17 protein-coding genes and 2 pseudogenes are annotated in these 20,979 nt (G+C 70.6%); 9 read left to right on the top strand and 10 right to left on the bottom strand.

Annotated elements, in window-relative coordinates; translation table 11 throughout:
- The first annotated feature begins 23 nt into the window (after positions 1–23).
- Complete coding sequence (locus BM536_RS01190) at positions 24–410, top strand: MerR family transcriptional regulator (protein ID WP_073491520.1); 387 nt, start codon at positions 24–26, stop codon at positions 408–410.
- A 718-nt stretch (positions 411–1,128) separates the two neighbouring features.
- On the opposite strand, the gene BM536_RS01185 is transcribed toward BM536_RS01190, so the two are convergent.
- Positions 1,129–1,698 (bottom strand): TetR/AcrR family transcriptional regulator, encoded by a 570-nt coding sequence (locus BM536_RS01185; RefSeq protein WP_073491550.1) that lies wholly within the window; start codon positions 1,696–1,698, stop codon positions 1,129–1,131.
- 116 nt (positions 1,699–1,814) lie between these two features.
- On the opposite strand from BM536_RS01185, the gene BM536_RS01180 reads away from it, so the two are divergent.
- From BM536_RS01180 to BM536_RS01170, 3 genes are all read left to right on the top strand, one after another.
- Positions 1,815–2,507 (top strand): SDR family oxidoreductase, encoded by a 693-nt coding sequence (locus tag BM536_RS01180; protein WP_073491519.1) that lies wholly within the window; start codon positions 1,815–1,817, stop codon positions 2,505–2,507.
- A gap of 84 nt (positions 2,508–2,591) precedes the next feature.
- Complete coding sequence (locus BM536_RS42180; protein WP_245873211.1) at positions 2,592–3,038, top strand: aldo-keto reductase family protein; 447 nt, start codon at positions 2,592–2,594, stop codon at positions 3,036–3,038.
- 103 nt (positions 3,039–3,141) lie between these two features.
- Positions 3,142–4,146, top strand: coding sequence for an NADP-dependent oxidoreductase (locus tag BM536_RS01170; protein ID WP_073491549.1), 1,005 nt, complete (start codon positions 3,142–3,144; stop codon positions 4,144–4,146).
- 246 nt (positions 4,147–4,392) lie between these two features.
- Here the strand turns inward: BM536_RS01170 and BM536_RS01165 are convergent, their stop codons facing one another.
- The 6 genes and pseudogenes from BM536_RS01165 to BM536_RS01140 all read right to left on the bottom strand — a co-directional run bounded on the left by BM536_RS01165 (position 4,393) and on the right by BM536_RS01140 (position 10,406).
- A complete protein-coding gene (locus BM536_RS01165; protein WP_073491518.1) occupies positions 4,393–4,833 on the bottom strand; it encodes a hypothetical protein in 441 nt (146 codons plus the stop codon).
- 529 nt (positions 4,834–5,362) lie between these two features.
- Positions 5,363–6,247, bottom strand: coding sequence for a TauD/TfdA dioxygenase family protein (locus BM536_RS01160; protein ID WP_073491517.1), 885 nt, complete (start codon positions 6,245–6,247; stop codon positions 5,363–5,365).
- Between the two features lie 28 nt (positions 6,248–6,275).
- Entirely contained in the window at positions 6,276–7,094 is an 819-nt protein-coding gene (locus BM536_RS01155) for an ABC transporter ATP-binding protein (protein WP_073491516.1), read from the bottom strand.
- Positions 7,081–8,132: pseudogene (locus tag BM536_RS01150) on the bottom strand (taurine ABC transporter substrate-binding protein). Before BM536_RS01150 ends, BM536_RS01155 begins: the two are co-directional and overlap by 14 nt.
- 38 nt (positions 8,133–8,170) lie before the next feature.
- Positions 8,171–9,045, bottom strand: a pseudogene (locus BM536_RS01145) (ABC transporter permease).
- A gap of 521 nt (positions 9,046–9,566) precedes the next feature.
- Positions 9,567–10,406, bottom strand: a complete 840-nt coding sequence (locus BM536_RS01140) for a GntR family transcriptional regulator (RefSeq protein WP_073491514.1) — start codon at positions 10,404–10,406, stop codon at positions 9,567–9,569.
- Positions 10,407–10,674: 268 nt separating this feature from the next.
- On the opposite strand from BM536_RS01140, the gene BM536_RS01135 reads away from it, so the two are divergent.
- The 5 genes from BM536_RS01135 to BM536_RS01115 are packed head-to-tail and all read left to right on the top strand — an operon-like array spanning position 10,675 to position 16,959.
- Complete coding sequence (locus tag BM536_RS01135; RefSeq protein WP_073491513.1) at positions 10,675–11,937, top strand: extracellular solute-binding protein; 1,263 nt, start codon at positions 10,675–10,677, stop codon at positions 11,935–11,937.
- A gap of 36 nt (positions 11,938–11,973) precedes the next feature.
- Entirely contained in the window at positions 11,974–12,969 is a 996-nt protein-coding gene (locus tag BM536_RS01130) for a carbohydrate ABC transporter permease (RefSeq protein ID WP_094102375.1), read from the top strand.
- Positions 12,966–13,811 (top strand): carbohydrate ABC transporter permease, encoded by an 846-nt coding sequence (locus tag BM536_RS01125; RefSeq protein WP_073491512.1) that lies wholly within the window; start codon positions 12,966–12,968, stop codon positions 13,809–13,811. Before BM536_RS01130 ends, BM536_RS01125 begins: the two co-directional genes overlap by 4 nt.
- Positions 13,812–13,862: 51 nt before the next feature.
- A complete protein-coding gene (locus BM536_RS01120) occupies positions 13,863–15,536 on the top strand; it encodes a beta-N-acetylhexosaminidase (protein ID WP_245873210.1) in 1,674 nt (557 codons plus the stop codon).
- Complete coding sequence (locus BM536_RS01115) at positions 15,508–16,959, top strand: cellulose binding domain-containing protein (RefSeq protein WP_073491511.1); 1,452 nt, start codon at positions 15,508–15,510, stop codon at positions 16,957–16,959. Before BM536_RS01120 ends, BM536_RS01115 begins: the two co-directional genes overlap by 29 nt.
- Before the next feature lie 216 nt (positions 16,960–17,175).
- Here the strand turns inward: BM536_RS01115 and BM536_RS01110 are convergent, their stop codons facing one another.
- The 3 genes from BM536_RS01110 to BM536_RS01100 form a co-directional block, all read right to left on the bottom strand.
- A complete protein-coding gene (locus tag BM536_RS01110; protein ID WP_073491510.1) occupies positions 17,176–18,612 on the bottom strand; it encodes a DUF2252 domain-containing protein in 1,437 nt (478 codons plus the stop codon).
- A gap of 236 nt (positions 18,613–18,848) precedes the next feature.
- Entirely contained in the window at positions 18,849–19,034 is a 186-nt protein-coding gene (locus BM536_RS42175) for a hypothetical protein (RefSeq protein WP_245873209.1), read from the bottom strand.
- 1,316 nt (positions 19,035–20,350) lie between these two features.
- Positions 20,351–20,929, bottom strand: coding sequence for a hypothetical protein (locus BM536_RS01100; protein WP_073491509.1), 579 nt, complete (start codon positions 20,927–20,929; stop codon positions 20,351–20,353).
- Positions 20,930–20,979 lie beyond the last annotated feature (50 nt).

The raw sequence follows: 20,979 nt of genomic DNA, 5'->3' as shown, positions 1-20,979 counted from the left end.
TGCGCCGAGTAGTTTCGGCGGGTGTGAGGATCGGTGAACTGTCGCGACTGACGGGTGCGTCCCGTCGGCTACTTCGCTACTACGAGGAGCAGGGGCTGATCGTCCCCGACCGGGGCGCGAACGGGTATCGGGAGTATGACGACCGCTACGTGGACCGGGTCAACCAGATCCGTGGCCTGCTGGATGCGGGGCTCCCCACTCGCATCATCAAGCAGATCCTTCCGTGCCTGGACAAACCTCGATCGATCCACTTTCCCGATGCGACACCGGAGATGCTGGCCTTGCTGGCCTCCGAGCGGGACCGGCTCACCGAGCGGATCGACGTACTCATCCGCAACCGTGATGCGATGAGCGAGTACCTGACCGAGGTCGCACGATGCCGAGCGCTGGAGCCTGGCAGCTCTCACTAGACGTCGGACTCCCCGTCTGTGGTGTCAGCAACGTCATGACCCGCGACAGCCGGAGACCGACCGGCCCGACGCGCTGGGGCGTCGGCGGCGGGCGTGTGCGGGGCGCGAAGCCGGCGCCGGCGTCGTCGGCGACTCTGCCGACCGGTGGCGCGCCCCGCATGCAGGCACCGCGCCCGCCCCGACGACTCCCCGCCGACGTCGCGTACTCCGCAGCCCGGCGCTCTACGGCAAGCCGTCAGCTTCGACGGCGGGCCAGCGGGGAGCAGCGCTGCCCCCTACTGAGGGCCGCGTCCGGTGACGTCCGATGGGGACGTCGGGCAGGGCGATGCGGGCGGTGATGCGTCGTGCAGACCGGCTCCCGCTGTCCCACACGACGACTTCGCACGGCCCACGGTGAAAGACGCGGGGCCCGTGACGGACCCATGTCCCGCCCCGCGCCCGGGTGCACTGGCTGGTCGCCGGGGCTCAGCAGGCGGGCGGCTGCTGTTCGCAGCCCCCTTCGGGAGTCCATCGCGCCGGGATTGTCGGACGGGCCAGGAGGACGCCGCGACGCCGGCGCGCGTCGTGTCCGCCGCACTGTTCCTCGCGATGGTGGCGAGCGCGAATGCCGCCGCGAGCACGGACGAGATCCTTCGCGACGGCCCGGGCAGGTGGCGGCCCTGCTGCCGCGCTGACGCCGACGACGCCCGCGCAGCGCGACGGCGGGACCGGGACCCCGTCAGCGGGCTTCCGTCAGGGCCGCGTGCGCCGCGGCGAGAATCTCCTCGGAGAGCGCGGAGCCCTTGGTGGCCCGGGACAGGACCAGCGCACCGAACAGGAGGCACAGCCGGGCGATGCCGTCCGTGTCCTCGTCCCCGTCGGAGGCGAGGAACGCGGCGAAGTCGGCCACGCCCTCGGCGTAGACACGGCGGGCCTCGCGGTCCTCGCCCCCGCGGGCGACGTCGGCGGCGAGGGCGGCGACCGGACAGCCGTCCGCCGCGTCATCACGGTGTTCGACGGAGAGGTAGGCATCGATCAGGGCCCGTTGAGCGGCATCCCGCTGACCTTCGTACCGCTCGAGCCCGGCCGCATGGCGCCGAGCGAGCTCATCGAAGGCGTGGGTGGTGGCCTCGTCGACGAGCGCCTCCTTGGAGGCGAACTGCTTGTAGAAGGCACCGTGAGTGAGACCGGCCGCCTTCATGAGATCGGCGACGCTGATGTGGGTGCCCTGCTCCCGGAACAGCCGCGATGCCGTATCCACCACCCTCCGTCGATTCTCCGCCGCCTGCGCCTGCGATACGCGGCCCATGACCACCTCCCGTTTGGATGTCGACTGGCATCTATCGTAGTCTGCTGTTTAGATTGTAATCGCAATCTAATTGAGGCGGAGGCCCGACGGCGTCCGCGAAGTACCAGGAGGCATTCATGGAACTCAAGAACGCGGTCGCGGTCGTCACCGGAGCCAATCGGGGCCTCGGACGGCACCTGGCCGCCCAGCTCGTCGAGCACGGCGCGAAGGTCTACGCGGCGGCCCGCCGTCCCGAGACGGTCGACCTGCCCGGCGTCACCCCGCTGCGCCTCGACGTGACGGACCAGGAGTCGATACGCGAGTCCGCCCACATCGCGTCCGATGCGACGCTGCTGATCAACAACGCGGGCATCTCCACCGGCACGACGCTGGTCGGCGGCGACCTGGACGAGGTACGTCGCGAGATGGAGACCAACTTCTTCGGCCCGCTCATCGCCACCCGGGCCTTCGCCCCCGTCATCGAGGGCAACGGCGGCGGCGCCGTGCTCAACGTCCTGTCCGCCCTGTCCTGGTTCCACCCGGCCGGCCTCGGCTCCTACGCGGCCTCCAAGGCCGCCGCCTGGGCGCTGAGCGATGCGACCCGCGAGGAGCTGGCGTCGCGCGGGATCACCGTCTCCGCGCTGCACGTCGGCTACATGGACACCGACATGGCCGCCGGCATCCCCGCCGATCAGAAGGTGGCCGCCGCCGACGTCGCGGCCCAGGCCCTGCGCGGCATCGAAACGGGCATGCCCGAGATCCTCGCCGACGAGACCAGCCGGTACGTCAAGCAGAGCCTGTCCGCCACACTCCAGCCGAACGCGGGCTGACGCTCACCACCCCTGCACCGGATGGGGCGGACGCTCATCTTCTCCACGCCAGCACGAGCGTTTTCCCCTGCTAAGACATCCCTCATGCGTTCCACGGCCTTCGGCCGACGGACGGGACTGCGCGTGTCCGCGTACGCGCTCGGCACCGCGAACTTCGGCACGGGCTGGGGCGCCGGCGCCGAGCCCGGCGGGGCCCGCCGGATCTTCGACCGCTTCGCCCGGGCCGACGGCACCTTCCTCGACAGCGCCGACGGCTACCAGTTCGGCGAGTCGGAGGAGCTGACCGACGAGCAGTACACCGGCTCGACAAGCCCAGCGCCGTGCCGCTCGGCACGCCCCCCGAGGGGATCCCCGGCTCCGTGGATCGCCTTCAAGGCGCCGCCCATACGTCATCGCCCCGGCCCTTTCGGTGGCCTCAGCCCGGAACGCGGCTGGGCGACGTGCGGTCCGGCGGAGGTGGTGGCCCACCGCCGGGCCGACACGGGGCCACCACAGACAGACAGAGCGCCACGGATTGCCGCGTACTGGTAGAAGCCGTGAAGCGTTTATGAACAGCCCCCAGAACGAACAGCCCCCTCGAACGAACAGACCCCCGCCCCTTCTCGGACGGGAGACCGAACAAACGGAGACGATGATGAAGGCCTTCGTGGTCGAGAAGTACGGTGACGCGACCACCATGCGCGCCGCAGGGGTGCCCGACCCGCAGGTGGGCGCCGAGGATGTCCTGGTCGAGATCCACGCGGCCGGCGTCAACCCGCTGGACGTGAGGATCCGCAACGGTGACTTCAAGGCGTTCCTGCCCTACCGTCTCCCGCTCGTCCTGGGCAACGACCTCGCGGGGACGGTCGTCCAGGTCGGGCCGTCCGTCACCCGGTTCTCGGTGGGCGACGAGGTCTACGCGCGGCCCGGCAAGGACCGCATCGGCACCTTCGCCGAACGCATCGCCGTCCACCAGGACGACCTGGCCGCCAAACCTGTCACCCTCACCATGTCCGAGGCCGCCTCCCTTCCCCTGGTCGCTCTGACCGCCTGGCAGGCTCTGGTCGAGCGAGCCCAGGTACAACCGGGCCAGAAGGTACTCGTCCATGCGGGCGCCGGCGGGCTCGGCTCCATCGCCGTCCAGCTGGCCAAGGCACTGGGCGCCCACGTGACCGCCACCGCGAGCACCGCCAAGGTCGACCTGGTCAAGGAACTCGGCGCGGACGAAGTCATCGACTACCGCACGCAGGACTTCACCGAACTCCTCGATGGCTACGATGTCGTCCTGGACAGCCTCGGCGGCGAGAACCTCGCCAAGTCCCTGGGCATCCTCAGGCCTGGCGGTCAGGCCATCAGCGTCGCGGGCCCGCCCGACCCGGCCTTCGCCCGCGAACTCGGTGCGAACCCGGTCCTCCGCCTGGCCATGACCGCGCTCAGCGCCAGGACCCGGCGACAGGCCAAGCGCCTCGGTGTCAGGTACTCGTTCCTGTTCATGAAGGCCAGCGGTGACCAGCTGCGCGAACTCACCCCCCTCATCGATGCCGGGAACATCCGTCCCGTCGTCGACCGGGTCTTCCCCTTCGACCAGACCCTCCAGGCCATGGAGTACGTCGAGAAGGGCCGCGCGAAGGCCGGCAAGGTCGTCGTCTCCATGACGTGAGTGCGGGCGCGGGCCCGCCCGGCACCGAGAAGCCGCCCGTCACGACGAGGAGATCCCGCCGCCGAAGTCGGGTGTCTCGGCCGAGTCGGCCGACTCTGGGTCGTTGCTCAGGGCGGGCCACTCGATGTCGCCCGGCGGGCCGCACCGTCGGACACCCGGCCGCCGCCCGCGGGTCAGCTCGCGCCAGGACTGGTCGATGTGGGCCGCCGGTTCACCTCGACGCGAGTATGCGCTCGTGGTCCCCGGTCAGCGGCGGCCGGTGGCCAGGATGACGAGGAACTGGCCGCCGCCCGCCTCGATGTCGGCGGTCACCGGCAGCCCCGGAACCAGTCGGGAGAACCTGTCCACCAGCCAATCCGCCGCTTCTTGGGCGTCCTGCCTGGTCGGACAACGGCCCACCATCTCGCGGCCCCCCTTGCGCTCCAGTCTCGCGGCAACGGTGATCAGCGGCGCGGGTTCGACCACGTACAGGCGGTCCGGCCAGGCGATGACCGCCTTGACCGCGCCCTTGCGGGTGTTGCACCCGCGGTGCGCGAGCCGCTCGGCGACCTTGGCCTTCCGGTCGGCGGTCCGGCTGTCAACGCTGGGCCCCTGCGGGTCGTTCACCGACTTGTCGGGGTCGACGGGTTCGTCGCACACCCAGCACCGCCAGCCGTCACGCTCAGCCACATCATCAAGAAGACTCACCCGAGCAAACTAGCCTGCCCAGCCGCCACCCCTCGCACCAGGGCCTCGGCAACCAGGTGAGCCGCGGTCTCTGGTGTCCCGGAACAACGTGAGGATGATCAACGATGCACGGCCACCATGACCCTTCGGCGAACGCCTCCGGGTGCACCTGTCCCACGCTCGGGACCCCTTCCTCACCCGCACTCTTCACGATCCCTGGAAGCGCAGTGTGATCTGCTTGAACGCCATGGGGGTTCCTCGTTTGCAGGAACCTGCTCTCCACTCCACGTCAGGCGCGCCCGTCCTGCTGTGCAGCCCGGATCAGGCTCGGAATTCCCAGGTGTGGGCAGGTGGGCCCAGAAGTAGCGTTGAAGGTGAGAGGGCGGTCCCCCCGTCGCGTTGGTCGGCCCGCCGGGCTGGACGGACGCTCCCGCCGCCGGACGAGGAGACCCCGGCACGCCGACCGAATCAGGCCCCATGAGCGCCGACGCGGAACGGAACGCAGGTGACCTCGGGGCCGGCCGCGGGAACGCCGCCGGCCCCGCGTGGGTCAGCGGGCGGCGGTGGCGGGGCCGACGGGGGTGTCCCCACGCAACGTGATGCGGTGCATGACGCGGTGCCGGTCACCGTAGTCGCGGTTGGCGTAGTGGGCGGTGCTGCGGTTGTCCCACAGCGCGACGTCGCCCGGCTGCCAGCGGTGCCGCACGACGTGCTCGGGCTTGGTGAGGTGGGCGTACAGGATGTCGAGGATGCCCCGGCTCTCGTGCTCCGAGACGCCCGCGATGTGCGAGGTGAAGCCGGGGTTCACGAACAGGCCCTTGCGTCCGCTCTCGGGGTGCACCCGCACCACCGGATGTTCCACCGGCGTCAGCTGGGTGAACACCTCGCCCTCCCACAGGTTGCCGCGGCCCTGCCGGCGCTGGGCCAGGTAGTAGCCGAACTCGCGGGTGCCGTCGTGGACGGCGGTCAGCGTGTCGACGTACGCCCGCAGACCCGGCGACAGGGACTCGTAGGCGAGTTGGCTGTCGGCCCAGTTGGTGTCACCGCCGTTGGGCGGCAGGACCACGGCCCGGAGCACGGAGATCGCAGGCGGCCTGCGCACGAACGTCACGTCCGTGTGCCACACGTCGGCGAACCCGTTGTCCTGACTGTCCAGGGAGTACACCTCGGGGGCCACGTCACCGGAGTCGTGGACGGGATGCCCGACGGTGACCTCGCCCAGGCGCCTGCCGAAGTCGATCTGTGCGGCATCGTCGAGGCCGTGCTGTCCGCGCACGAACAGCACCTTGTACCTGACGAGTGCCTCGCGCAGGGCGAGGACCTGGTCGTCGTCGAGGCGGGCGAGGTCGATGCCGTGGACCTCGGCACCGAAGTGGGGACCGAGTTCGACGACCGGAAGCGTCGCAGCGGCGGGCCTCTCGCTGAGGATGCTCACCTACGTGTCCTTTCGTTTGCTATGGGGATCAGGCCGCCGCGGCGGCCTTGACTGCGTGGGAGACCTGCGCGCGCAGCTCGGCGAACTCCCGGGAGACGCGCAGCTCCTCCGCGTCGATGTCGCCGCGGGGCAGGGTGATCGGCAGATCCAGGGCGACGGTTCCCGGGCTCCTGGTCAGCACGACGATGCGGGAGCCGAGGAAGACCGCCTCTTCCGCCGAGTGCGTCACGAACACCGCGGTCCGTCCGGTCCGGTCGGTCACCCGGCGGACGTCCTCCTGAAGCCGCTCCCGGGTCAGCGCGTCCAGCGCCGCGAACGGCTCGTCGAGGAGAAGCAGCGGGTTCTCCGCGGCGAGCGCCCGGGCGATCGCGACGCGCTGCTGCTGGCCGCCGGAGATCTCCCAGACGCGCCGCTTCTCGGTGCCTTCGAGGCCGACCCGGGCCAGCAACTCCGCGCGGCGCTCGGGCCACCGCGCGCGGTCCACCCCCGCGTACCGCAGCGCCAGGTCGATGTTGCCGCGCACGGTCCGCCACGGGAACAGCCGCGGTGTCTGGAACACCACGCCGGCCGTCCTGCCGGGCCGCGGCTCGGCCCCGGAGACCCGCACCGAGCCGTCGGTGGGCCGTTCGAATCCGGCTATCAGCCGCAACAGGGTGCTCTTGCCGCAGCCGGAGGCGCCGACCAGGACCAGGAACTCCCCCGACGGCACGGTCAGGTCGACCGGGCCGACGGCGGTGAACACCTCGCCGCCCTGGCCGTACCGGTGGGTGACGTGGTCGAGGCGGACGGACCCGGCACGCGCAAAGTCCACCTCCTCCCGTGTGCCGGTGAGTTCACTTGACGGCATCGGACAGCCCCTTGAGGTAGAAGGCCTTGCGGACGACGTCCCCGGACGGTGCGGCGTCGATCTGCTTCTGGTCGGCGAGGAACCGGCCGGTGTCGGTGACGTAGGTGAGCAGCTTGCCCGGGCTGTCGTCGGTGCCGAGCCAGTCGGCGGAGGCCACCTGCTCCGGGGTGAGGAACACGCCCTGCTGCAGCTGCGCCCCGGCGTCCGCGGCACTGATGCCCAGTTCCGCCGCGACGGCCTTGACGGAGCCGTCGGGGTCGGACTTGAGCAGGCGCAGGGCTTCGGCCTCCGCCTTGCGCCAGGCGCCGATGGCTTGCGGGTCCCTGGCGATCAGGTCGTCCGAGACGACGGCGAGGTCGAGGGTGGGTCTGCCCGCCCCACCGATCTCCTTGCTGCTGGTGAGCTGGGTGCCGCTCTTGCGCAACTCGTCCAGGGTCGGCAGCCAGACGTAGGCGGCGTCGATGTCACCACGCTGCCAGGCGGCGAGGATGGCCTGCGGCTGCAGGTCGACGAGCTTGACGTCGGACGCCTTGAGCCCGGCCGTATCCAGCGCGGCCAGCAGGCTGTAGTGCGAGGTGGAGGCGAACGGCGTGCCGATCGTTCTGCCCTTGAGCCCGGCGACGTCGGAGACACCGGTGTCCTTGCGCACCACCAGGGCCTCGTTCTCCCCGGCGACGTCGAGGATCCAGGCGACCTTGTACGGGATCGGTGAGCTGCCGGACACCCCGCGCGCGAACGGGCTGGAGCCGAGGGCGGCGATGTCGAGGGACTTGCCGATGAAGGCCTGGTTGACACTGGCGCCGGAGTCGAACTTGATCCAGGTGATCTTGTAGTCGGGCAGCGCCCTCTCCAACAGCTTCTTGTTCTTCACGAGCAAGTCGCCGCTGGGGAAAGCGAAGTAGCCGATGCGCAGCCGCTTGGAGCCGCCGGACGGGGAGGCCTCGCCGTCGAGGAGCAACCGGTGACGGCCGCGGAGACAGCGGCCAGGGCGCCGGCGAGGAGGAGGCGGCGGGACGGACTGTGCGGGACACGGGACATGGCGGAGCCGTTTCTGTGCATAGGGAGGCGAGAGGGTTCTACGCGCGACCGCGCCAGGGAACGACGGCGCGTTCCAGCCGCAGCAGCAGGCCGTCGATGATCAGGCCGGAGACGCCGATGGCGATGATGCCGACGAGCACGACGGGGGTGTTGTTGTAGTTGGCGGCGTCCTTGACCATGCCGCCGATGCCGGGCAGGCCGTTGACCAACTCGGCGGCCACGAGGGAGGAGTAGGCCACACCGACGGCGAGCCGGACACCGGTGAGCGTCTCCGGCAGGGCGGACGGCACGACGACGTCCCTGACGACGTCCCACCGGGAGGCCCCGAGTGCCCGGGCCGCCTCGATCAGGCTCTTGGGCACGGCGGCGACAGCGGTGGTGGTGGAGACCGCCACGGGCGGGAACGCCGCCACCGCCAGCAGGGTGACCTTCGGTTCCTCGTTGATGCCCAGCCAGATGATGAGCAGCGAGAAGTACGCCAGCGGTGGCAGCGTCCGCAGGAAGGTGATCCAGGGCTCGAACAACGAGCGCAGCCAGCCCACGGTGCCCATGAGCAACCCGAACAACACCCCGAGTGCGATGCCGAGGCCGGCTCCGATCGCGATGCGGCGCAGGCTGATGCCCAGGTGCTCGACGAGGTGGTGCCGTTGTAGCCCCGCACGCCGTCGTGGGTGGTGGACACGGCGACGAACGCGTCCCACACCTTGGCCGGTGACGGAACCAGTGTCTCGCTCCACGTCCCGCTAGCCGCCAGCAGCTGCCACAGGAGGAGGAACAGCAGCAGCGAGCCGAACGGCAGCGCGGCATGGCGCACTCGTGCCCGCGCCCTTCCGGTCGTGAGGCGGCGTTCGGGCGGAACGTCGGCGGGTGCCGTCTGTGTACCGGGCTTGAGCAGGCGAGAAGTTGTGGACATGGGGCGTCCTCCATGGGGCGCCGGGACATGGGCAATTGCCGTCGGCCGACACAGGGGCGGCCGGCCCCGAGCGAAAGTGATGCTGGACGAAGGAGAGGGAGCACCCTGCGGCCAGGGTGCGAGAAGGGCCCCCGGCCGGGTGACATCACCGGACGACGGAGCGCGTCAGAATGCCTGGATCAACAACAACACGAGCCCGCGCGTCGGCACAGGTCAATGACCAGGCGTCGCACCAAGGGCTCGGGAATCATGGCCCAGTTCTACAACAGCCCCGGCTCCGCACCAAGAGGCGTCCCACCTGTTGGAACAGCGTGTCCGTCAAGGCGGTGACCAGGGGTGTCCCACCACCACAACGGCCGGGCGCGCACAGGGCGGCAGAGGAACCCGTCAAGGCCCCGGCAGGCACTTCGTGCGCGGGTTCGGCTGCATCGGATGTGCCCGTCATCCTGATCGTCGAGCCCCGAAGGACGAGAGGCGCAACCGGGGGTTACGCCCTGTACGACGCCGGTCGGGGCATAGGCTCAGGCCCCCGCCTGGACGTCCCCCCTGGTCGAGGAGGTGATCGCGTCACCGTGCGCGAAGTCGCCCGGCGGGATGCCCGGGTGGTGACCCTCCCGGTCCGGGGCGAACTCGGCGGCCGGGCCGAGGGCGAGGCGGGAGACGATCCGGTAGCGGTCGCCCCGGTAGAGCGAGTGGACGTACTCCACCGGGCTGCCGGTCGTGTCGGAGGTCAGCCGTTCGAAGAGCAGGGCCGGGGAGAGTTCGGGCACGTCGAGCAGTTTCGCCTCGGCGCGGGTGACGACGGTGGGCTCGATCGCCTGGACCGCCTCATGGACGTGCACGCCGTGGGAGGTGCGCAGATGCTCGTACAGGTCGCCGCTCTCCAGCTCCTGGGCGCTGAGGCCGGGCACCAGCTGGGCTCGGATGTGCAGGTGCTCGATGGCCATCGGCGCCCCGTCGACCAGGCGCAGCCGGGCCACGTAGACGATCTCGGCGGCCGGTGACATCCGCAGTTTGCGGCCGACCCGGGCTCCCGCCTGGAGGGTGGTGAACTCCAGCAGCCGGCTCGACCATGCGCCCGCCGCCTGCGGCACGGTCAGCGACCGGTCCCCCGCCACCAGCTCCTGGGTGATCTTGGCGGGCGCGACGAACATGCCCCGGCCGTGTTCGCGCACCAGGAGCCCGGCGGCGACCAGTTCGTCGACGGCCGCACGCACGGTGGGCCGCGATACGCCGAGCAGGGAGCACAGGGCCCGCTCCGAGGGGATCGCGTCGCCGGGGCTGCGCGACTCGATCAGCTCCAGCACGGCATCGCGCGTCCGCTCCCGTTTGAGCACCGTCCCCGGCACATCCTCGTCCATGCGTTCCCCTCCTGGCAGGCCAACATTTCTTACCAGTTGACCGGGGCGTCGACCCAACTGGCCTGCTGGTCAGGCGAAGTGTAGCGCTTAGGGCAGGCCGCCAAGGTGGCCGCGCCACGCGCACATCATCAAATCCCCCTGAAACGCAAGGGGTTGACGACCTCATTGGTCTATGCCACCTTCAACCCCCACCGAGAGGTGAGCTGTCCAGTGGGGATCACTGGTCAGGTGGTCAGGTCGGACTCAGTTCTGCTTTCCGAGGTGAACCGTGAAGTACCGCTTGCTTGCCGGTGGGTCCGTGCTCGTCCTGGCCACCGCGCTCAGTGCCTGTAGTTCGCCGTCCGACTCCGCGAACGGGGACGGACGGACGACGGTGGACGTCTGGCTGATGCGCGACAGCGTCTCGGACGCCTTCCAGAAGGAGTTCACCGCGGACTTCGAGAAGCGCCACCCGAAGATCGACGTCAAGATCCAGATCCAGGAGTGGGACGGCATCGGTCAGAAGATCACCGCCGCCCTGGCCAGCAACGACGCCCCCGACGTCATCGAGGCGGGCAACACCCAGGTGGCGCAGTTCGCCGAGAGCGGCGGGCTGCTCGACCTCAGCGACCGCACGGACGAGCTGAACGGCGAGGACTGGCTGAGCGGGCTGGCGGAGCCGGGGGCGTACGAGGGGAAGCAGTACGGCATCCCGTACTACGCGGCGAACCGGGTCGTGATCTACCGCACGGACCTCTTCGACAAGGCGGGCATCGACGCGAGTGCCATCAAGACGCGCGACCAGTGGATCGATGCCACCCACAAGCTCAACAAGGGCGGCGTACAAGGCATCTACCTGCCCGGACAGATGTGGTACGCGCTCGCCGGCTTCATCTGGGACGAGGGCGGCGACCTCGCCACCGAGTCGGGGGGCAAGTGGTCCGGCGCACTGGACACCCCCGAGGCGCTGCGCGCCATGGCGTTCTACGAGGAGCTCCAGGCGCTCGGCAAGGGGCCCAAGGACTCCGACGAGGACGATCCGCCGCAGGCCGAGGTGATGGCGCAGGGGCAGGTGGCCCAGCTCATCTCCACCCCGGGCGGGGCCAAAGTGGTCATGGAGAAGAACCCCGAACTCAAAGGCAAGTTGGCCTTCTTCCCCATCCCGGGAAAGACCGCGGACACTCCCGGCTCGGTCTTCACCGGCGGCTCCGACCTCGTCGTACCGGCCGCCGCGGCCCACCCTGACGAGGCGGTCACCTTCATCAAGGAGCTGACCGGGGACGTCTGGCAGAAGAAGCTCGCCGTCGCCATGAGCTACGTACCGAACCGCACCTCGCTCGCCTCCGCCGTGGCCGGTGACCCGGGTGCGGCAGCCATGGCGGTCGGCGCGGCCAACGGCCACGCCACACCCAACACCCCGGGATGGGCCGCGGTCGAGGCGGAGAACCCGATCAAGGACTACATGACGGCCGTGCTGACCGGGGGCGATCCGGCCGAGGAGGCGGCGAAGGCCTCGCAGGACATCACCCGCGCGATGAACGCCGGTTCCTGACCCCGCGCCATCCGATCACCAGGAGGGAGGCGTGCCGTGCCGGTCGTCGACCGACGGACCCCAGCACCCCGCACACCCCGGCAGCGACCGGCCCCGCGCCGCGCCGTACGCAAGGCCCCGCCACGGCGGCAAGGATCCGGCCGGGCGCACGGCCTCTGGCCGTACGCCCTGATCGCCCCCTCCATCGGCGGCATGCTCTGTCTGCTGGGGTATCCGCTGGTGCGGGCCGTCCTGATCTCCTTCCAGGACTTCCGGCTGCGCCAACTGATCTCCGGTGAAGCGGACTTCGTCGGCCTGCGGAACTACCGCACGCTGCTGGCGGACCCGCGGTTCTGGGAGGTGGTCGGCCGCACCTTCCTGTTCATGGCGATCAACGTCGTCCTGATCATGGTGATCGCCACGCTGGTCGCCCTGATGGTGGAGCGGCTGCGCCGGGTCGGCCGGACGGTGGTGCTCTGCTCGCTGGTGCTGGCCTGGGCGATGCCGGTGGTGGCGGCGACCACGGTGTTCCAGTGGCTGTTCCACTCGGAGTTCGGCATCGTCAACTGGGCTCTGACCTCCCTCGGTCTCGGCTCTTTCGAGCGCTATCCGTGGTTCGCCGACGGGACCGCCGCCTTCGCCATCCTGGTGACGCTGATCGTCTGGCAGTCGGTGCCGTTCGCCGCGATCACCCTGTACTCCGCGCTCACCACCGTGCCCCTGGAGCTGTACGAGTCGGCGCGGCTGGACGGGGCGGGCGCGGGGCGGATCTTCCGCTCGGTGACCTTCCCGATGCTCCGGCCGATCTTCCTGCTGGTCTTCTCGCTGGAGGTGATCTGGACGTTCAAGGCGTTCGTCCAGATCTGGGTGATGACCCGGGGCGGGCCGGGTGACGCCACCACGATCCTGCCGGTCTACGCGGTGCAGACGGCCCTCTCCAGCCAGCGCTACGACCTGGGCTCGGCCGCCTCGATGATCACCGTGGTCCTGATGTCCGGGGTGCTCGTCCTCCACTTCCGCCAGATGTTCCGCCAGGAGGACGAGACCCGATGAACACGCGCACAGCCCGCCCTCGACTCCGGCGCCTGCCGCTGAACATCGCCGCAGCCGTGACCGTCGTGGTCTGTCTCTTCCCCGTGTACTGGATGATCGCCACGGCATTCAAGCCGTCCAAGGACATCCAGTCGTCAGACCCGCGGCTCTTCCCGCACACCTGGACCCTCGACCACTTCGAACGGGCCGTGGACGCCGACGGGTTCGCACTGTTCTGGCGCAACAGCATCCTGGTCACGCTGGGGGCCGTCCTGCTGGCCCTGCTGGTGGCACTGGGCGCGGCCTTCGCCGTGGCGCGGATGCGGTGGAAGGGCCGGCGGCAGTTCATGCTGATGGTCTTCATCGCGCAGATGGCGCCCTGGGAGTCGCTGATCATCCCGGTCTACATCATCTCCCGGGACACCGACATGCTCGACCGGCTGCCGACGCTCACACTGATCTACTTCATGATCACGCTGCCGTTCACCATCGTGGTGCTGCGCGGCTTCATCGGGACGATCCCGCCGGAGCTTGAGGAGGCCGCCCAGGTCGACGGTTGTACCCGGACCGGGGCGTTCTGGCGGGTGGCGATGCCGCTGCTGGCGCCGGGCCTCATGGCGACCTCCCTCTTCGGCTTCATCACCGCCTGGAACGAGTTCGCCTATGCCAACTTCCTGATCATCAAGCAGCAGGACAACCGGACGCTGCCGGTCTGGCTGTCGTCCTTCCAGAACACCTTCGGCACCGACTGGGGCGCCACGATGGCCGCCTCCACGCTCTTCGCGCTGCCCGCCCTGGTGATCTTCCTGCTGCTCCAGCGCCATGTCACTTCCGGCTTCGCCGCCGGTGCCGTCAAGGGCTGAGGGGCCACGGCACTCCGCCGCCCACGCCCGCCAACCGAACCCGGAGACCCCGTGCCCGCAGCGCACCCCGACCTCCCCCTCCTCCCCCGGCCCAGCAACGTCTCCTCGCTGGGCGGACGGCTCACCCTCGACCGGTCCACCACCGTCCGGGCTCTCCCGGGCGCCGAATCCGCGGCCGGGCTGCTGCGCTCCCTGGTCGGCCCCGCCGCCGGGCTGCCGCTGGCCCCGTCGCCGCAGGGCCGGGTCGTCCTCGCGCTGGACGATCGGCTCGGTGGCCTCGGCGAGGAGGGATACGGGCTTACGGTCGGCCCGCAGACGCTCCTCCTGCGCGCCGCCCACCCGACCGGGCTGCTCCGCGGCGTCCAGACCGTCCGCCAACTCCTGCCCGCCGAAGCCCTGTCGGGCGGGCCGCGGGGGTCGGGCTCCTGGGAGCTGCCGTGCGTCGAGATCACCGACGTACCGGACCGGCCTTGGCGTGGGGCGATGCTGGACGTGGCACGGCACTTCCTGCCGATCGGGTATCTGCGCCGGTACGTGGACCTCTTGGCACTGCACAAGCTGAACGTCCTGCACCTCCACCTCACCGACGACCAGGGCTGGCGGATGCCCGTCGACGCCTACCCCCGGCTGACCTCGGTCGGCGCCCGGCGGGCCCGGTCGCAGAAGGGCCCGAGCGGCCCGGAGGGGGTGCACTTCGACGCCGTACCGCACGAAGGGGCCTACACCAAGGCGCAGTTGCGGGGGCTCGTGCGGTACGCGGCGGAGCGCGGGGTCACCGTCGTGCCGGAGATCGAGATGCCCGGCCATGTGCGGGCCGCGCTCGCCGCGTATCCGGCCCTGGGCAACAACCCGGCCCGCGAGCTGGACGTGTGGACCCGGTGGGGCGTCTGCGACACCGTCCTCGGCGTCCACGAGGAGGTCTTCGCCTTCTGCCGGGCGGTGCTGGAGGAGGTCATGGACGTCTTCCCGTCGCCGTACATCCACATCGGGGGTGAGGAGTGCCCGACCACCGAGTGGGAGAGCAGTGCGGCGGCCCGGGAACGCGCGGCGGCCGAGGGGCTCGCGGACCCGGCGGCGCTGCACGGCTGGTTCATGGGCCGGATCGGCGCGTTCCTCGTGGAGCGGGGACGGATTCCGCTCGGCTGGGCCGAGACCGGCACCGAACTCCCCCTGGACTTCACGGTGATGACCTGGCGCGACCCCTCGCACGCTCGGGCCGCCGCCCGCCGCGGCCACCAGGTGGTCGCCGCGCACCACCGGGCCACGTACCTGGACTACGCCCAGTCCGGGGACCCGTCCGAACCGGTCGCCCAGCCCGGTGCCCCCGTCACCCTGCACACGGTCCACGGCTACGAACCCGCTCCCGCGGAATGGGCGGAGACCGAGCGGGCGCGGGTGCTCGGAACGCAGGCCCAGCTGTGGACCGAGTACGTCCGCACGCCCGAGGAGATCGAGTACCTCAGCTACCCGCGGCTCTGTGCGCTGGCCGACCGTTCCTGGTCCGGCGGGCGCGGCGACTGGCCGGGGTTCGTCGAGCGGCTGCGTCACCACACCGCCCGGCTGGACGCCCTCGGCGTCCCCTACCGCCCGCTGGACGCGGGGTCGCTCGCCGCCCCCTACGCGTCCCCGTCCTCAGGAACAGCGCGACCCCACTCGTCACCACTCCCCCACCACCGTTCCGGAGAGGGACACGCCCATGAACACACCAGCCCACACACCCCGTGAGAACCCCCGCAGGAAAAGGCTGCGCACCGCCGCCGCCTCAGCCGCCGCCGTGGCCCTGGCCGCCACCGGGCTAGCCGCGCTGCCGTCCTCGGCGAACGCCGCGGCGGACGGGATCGTCGTCCAGTACCGTACGAGCGCGTCCGGCGCGAGCGCCGACCAGAGCGAGCCGTGGCTGAAGGTGCGTAACGCCGGCTCCACCTCCGTACCACTGAGCAGCGTCAAGGTGCGCTACTACTTCAAGGCCGACTCGGCCTCCGCGGCCTACCGGTTCGCCTGTTCCTGGGCGGTGAAGGGGTGCGCGAACATCACCGGTACGTTCGGGACGCTCGCCTCCCCGACGGCCACCGCCGACCGGTACCTGGAGATCGGCTTCACCCCCGGCGCGGGCTCGCTGGCGCCGGGGGCGGACACCGGGGACATGCAGCTCCGGTTCCACCAGGCGTCCTGGGCCTCCCTCGTCCAGTCCGACGACTACTCCTTCGGCCCCAACCGGACCACGTACGCCGACTGGTCCAGGGTGACGGCCCAGGTGAACGGCGCGACCGTGTGGGGCGAGGCTCCCGGGGGCAACGGCCCGACGGACCCCACGGACCCGCCCACCGACCCGCCGGGTGACGGGCCGCGGCTGTTCGACGACTTCAACTACAGCGCGCACACCGACCCTAAGATCAACGCGAACGGCTGGAGCGTACGGTCCAACTCCGGCGGTCCGGGGGTGCCGGGCGCGACCTGGGCGCCGGAGAACATCACCTTCGTCTCGCAGAGCGGGAACTCGGTGATGAACCTGGAGACCTCCACCGCCGGGACGGGGGCTTCCACCAAGCACACCGAGTTCCTGACGCAGTCGATGAAGTTCAAGAACGGGACGTACGCGTCCCGGGTGAAGTTCAGCGACGCCCCACGCTCGGGACCGGACGGCGACCGGATCGTGCAGACGTTCTTCACCATCAACGACCTCAAGGCGCCGATGGCGGACGACTACGCCGAGTACGACTTCGAGTACCTGCCGAACGGCGGCTGGGGCGAGCCGGCCAACATCCTTTACACCACCTCCTGGGAGACCTACCGGCCCGACCCCTGGGAGGCGGTGAACGCGCACAGCGAGTCCCGGCGGTCGTACGCGGGATGGCACGACCTGGTGGTGACCATCGACGACAACCAGATCACGTACTACGTCGACGGCCAGCACTTCGGGACGCACGGGGCGGCCTATCTGCCCGAGCGGCCGATGTCGATCAACTTCAACCAGTGGCTGATCGATCTGGAGGGGCAGCCGAGCACCACGCCCCGCGCCTACGACCAGCAGGTGGACTACGTCCTCCATGTGAAGGACCAGGTGCTCACCCCGTCGCAGGTGAACGCGATGGTCGGGGCGTACCGCAGTGCGGGCACGACGTTCCAGGACACGGTTCCGGCCGGGTAGCGGGGGCATCCACGGCGTGAGAGCCGGACGGGGCGGGGGTCGACGGCGGCCCCCGCCCCGCTTCCCTATGCCCGCAACTCGTCCGGCGCCAGCTCTCATGCTCCTGGAGCCGGGGAGGTTGCTTGGCGGTGACGACAACGACAGCGACAGGCTCCCTCGCCGCAGCAACGCGGGGCCTGTACGCGGTCGGAGGCGAGCCGGGTGTGTTCTCCCGGGTCAGGCTGCCGGGAGTTCCCCCGTAGGGAGCCCGCCCGCGCGCACCGCGTCGACCAAGGCCTGGTGGTCACGCTCGTTCTGGTCGGCGTACGACTCCGCGAAGGTGGCGAGTGCGCGGTCGAACGCGTCGCCGCTGCCCAGGTAGGCGGCGATCGCGATGCGGTCGCCGGACCGGGCGTGCGCGCGGGCCAGCGTGACCCCGCACAGTTCGCCGAACGCCCGCATGTCTTCCGGCCGCATCTTCTCCGGCATGGCGATGCCCTTCCAGTCGCGGAGCTGGCGGACGTAGAAGTCGCGCTGCTTGCCGTCGATCCCGTCCACCCGCTCCCAGCCGAGGAAGATGTCGCTGGTGGCCTGCATCAGCCGCTGGCCCGAGACCACCCGCTCGCCCTGATTGCTGTACCGGCTCGCGCCGACGTGCGCGGCGAGCACCGAGGTGTCGGCCTCCTTGGCCTGGAGGAAGAGCGGGTCCTGGTCGTCCCGACCGAGGAGCAGGAAGATCCAGCACCTGGTTCCGACGCTGCCGACACCGACCACCTTGCGAGCGACGTCGGCCAGCCGGTAGTCCTCCAGCAGCGTGCGCCGGTCAGAGGCGAGAGTGCGTCCATACCGCTCGATCAGACCGCGGAACTGGCGCTCCAGCGCGCTGCGCTCGACGTCCGGCAGCAGGTCGCCGACCGGGACGAGCAGTGGGGGATCCGCCGCGATCCTGGGCCGGCCGTCGACCGTCTCGGTGAGCTTGCCGAAAGCCTGGAGGCTGTCGCGAGTACGGGCCTTCGCCGTCGCGCGGGCCAGGTTCTTCCGCCCGCGCTTCGTCGCATGCAGCCGGCCCGAGGTCAGCGATTCGAGGAGGTCCGCGTCGATCTTGGCGTACCAGACCTCCAGGTTGCCCGTCTCCGCGAATCGGATCATCGCCTTGCGGTAGGAACGGACCGTGGCGCTCACGACGCGGGCGCGTTCGTCGTCGTCGAAGCCGTTCGCCCGGCCCGCGATGACGAGGCTCGCCGAGAGGCGCTTGACGTCCCACTCCCAGGGGCCCGGCAGCGTCTCGTCGAAGTCGTTGATGTCGAACACCAACTGCCGTTCCGGCGAGGCGAGCAAACGGAAGTTCAACAGGTGCGCGTCCCCGCACAGCTGGGCCGTGAGTCCCGAGACCGGGCTGTCGGCCAGGTCGGACGCCATGATCGCGGCGGCGCCCCGGTAGAAGCGGAACGGGGACTCCATCATCCGGCCGTAGCGGATCGGGACGAGTTCGGGCACCCGTGTCTCGGACTGGGCCCGAAGAATCGCCAGCGGGTCCGGCCGGTCGGGAGAAGGCCTGTACACGGCGTGGTCCGACCGCGGCGAGCGGCGCCGTGCCTCCTTGCCGAGGGCCGCGCGCTCCTCGGGCGTCGTGTGGGGTGCGGCGCGCATGGCCGTGGTCGCGTTCTGGGACATCGAGACGCTCCTGCCTGATTCTGCGGCCACGGGGACGCCCGGCACAGGGCGCGCCGTGCGGGGCGGGCAGTTCCTTGGCCTTGTGTCCGGTGGTGGCCGCGCGGGTCATCGATGCCTGGTGGACGGCTGCTGTCAGCCTCGCGCGCCGACACCGATATCGGCGACGGCGGCGGGGGCGGCGGCGATGCCGAACGCCGTGACGATGTTGTCCGCTGCCGTCGTGACGCGGGCGGTGCTCACTGTGAGTGCGACGGCGACCAGGACGCCCGCAGTTCTTCGACGGTCAGGCCGGCTTTCCTGGCGGGGTCGATGTGGGCCGCGTAGGAGACGGGCGGGGCGTCCGAGGCGACGGGTGGCGCGATGCGCGTGAGCACGAACATGTCCGGACCCATACCGCGTCGCTCGATCGAGTCGACCGTCATGGCGGCGCAGGTTTCCAGGACGGGGTGTCCGCTGCAGTGGACATGGCGTGTGCCCTCCTGGCGGGTTTTCGAGCCCGCGCGCTGTGAGGCGGCAAGACGGGATGTGAGGCGGAGATCCGAGTTCCGCACATGTGGGCCCTTCCCCCCCAACCGTAGGTCCCATCCGGGCCTGGCGCTCATCGCGCGCCGACGGATCGCCATGCCACGGGGGCGGGATGACCGGGGAGAGGCCCCAGGCATCCGGGGTGACGGTGCCCGTCGGCCGAGCCGAGCCGACAGGTCCTCCCTGCCGTTTCAGCATCCGGCGGCGCGGCTTGCCCTGCCCCGACTGCCGCCGTCGGTCGCTTCCCCACACGCGCGAGCCCCTCACCGACCTGCACAGATGGCCTCCGAACTGCTCATCGGGAACCTTCCACCGCTACCCCGGCGTGCACTGCGCACCTGAGAGGCGTGGAGATCGAGTTCAAGTGGCCGACCATACCGACCCGGACAGCGCCATCCCGGACAGCGCCATCCCGGACGGCCGCAGGCCCGGAGAAGGCGGCGACGCGCAAGAACGCGCCCGGAGAAGGCGGCGACGCGCAAGAACGCGCCCGCAAAAGCCAGAGCCGCCCGGCGCTACGAGCAGCAACAGGAGCAAAGGTGCCAAGCGGGCCGTGCCGAAGAAGCCCTGAGCCGTGCGAGGGGCTCAGGACTGACATGACCAACACGCCGCGCTTGTGCGCCCACCGATGCGGCCGATCACGACGACCGACGCCTGCCGGCCCGCGATCCGCCGTAGCTGGTCTCGGGTACCTCGTTCCAGATACCCGGCAGGCTCCCGTGATGGCACCGTCGGGCATCCACATACAGCGTCCGTGGCGGTACGGGTGGCTGTTCGTCTGCCCAGCCGCGGACCGGTTCCCCGTCGGGTCCCTCTCCGGCCCGGGGCGGAGACGGGTTGCTCTCCCGCCCGGGCCGGAGAAGGAGTGGGCCTGAGCCCGTCGCGGGGGATGGACACGCCGGTGGGGCCGGGGGTCGCCGTGATCATCGTCGGCGCGTGAGACAGGGGCGGTGCGGCCGACGACTGCACCAGGCTTCGGACACCGGTGGGGCTGTTCTCTTCGGCATCACCTTCGGGAACCCATAACCTTCCCAGGACGGGCCTACTGGACGGGCCTACTGCCACAGCTCGGCTCGGTGCGTGCCGTCGGCACCGAGCGGGCCTCCACCAGGCGAGGGCGCCCCTTCCGGCGCGCCCTCGTGCACGCTCAAGGGCTGCGGGGCGTGCTCGGATCCGAGTTGATCGGCTGGTCCGCCCCCCGTCGCGACGCGGATCAGTGCTGCGGGATGAAGGGGGTGGCGGCGGAGCGGGCCCGCTCCCACATGCCGGGCAGCTGCTCCTCGGGGCGCTGCTGCTCGCCGTGCAGGGCGTTGAGCACGACCAGGCATCCGGTCAGGGCCGGCACCGCCCACTGCGCGATGGCCAGATGCCGCTGGGCCGTGTCGATCTCGATCGGATGCTGGGCAGCCTCTTCGGCGTCCTGCGGGTCGGAGGAAGAGGCCAGCTCGATCTTCTTGCCCAGGACACGGGCGTAGGCAGTGGCGGCCAGGGCCGCAGCGGTGACGACGGTCTTGGCCGCGGTGGAGGCCCCCACCCCCTTCTGGGCGGCGACCCGGTGAGCGTTCACCGCGAGCAGCCCGCCGCCGCCGAACAGGTGCGCGCCGATGGCCGCGGCGTTGACCGGCGTCCACTTCGCCCACCCCGACGAGGCGATCCGCGCCCTGGCCTGGGCCGTCTCGCTTTGGTCCTTTGCCGCCCCGTTGAGACCTACCGCGCCCATGAGAGAGCCGCCGAACCAGGCTGCCAGACCCACATCGTGCAGGCTGCGGATGAGGGTATTGCGATCGGACATGAATGCTCCTTGGAACAGGGGATGGGGTGCCGACACAGACGTCGAACACC

It is taken from the genome of Streptomyces phaeoluteigriseus, assembly GCF_001896135.2.
GTDB lineage: Bacteria > Actinomycetota > Actinomycetes > Streptomycetales > Streptomycetaceae > Streptomyces > Streptomyces phaeoluteigriseus.
The sequence above is the reverse complement of the archived record's forward strand: the minus strand, read 5'-3'. Positions and strand labels throughout refer to the sequence as shown.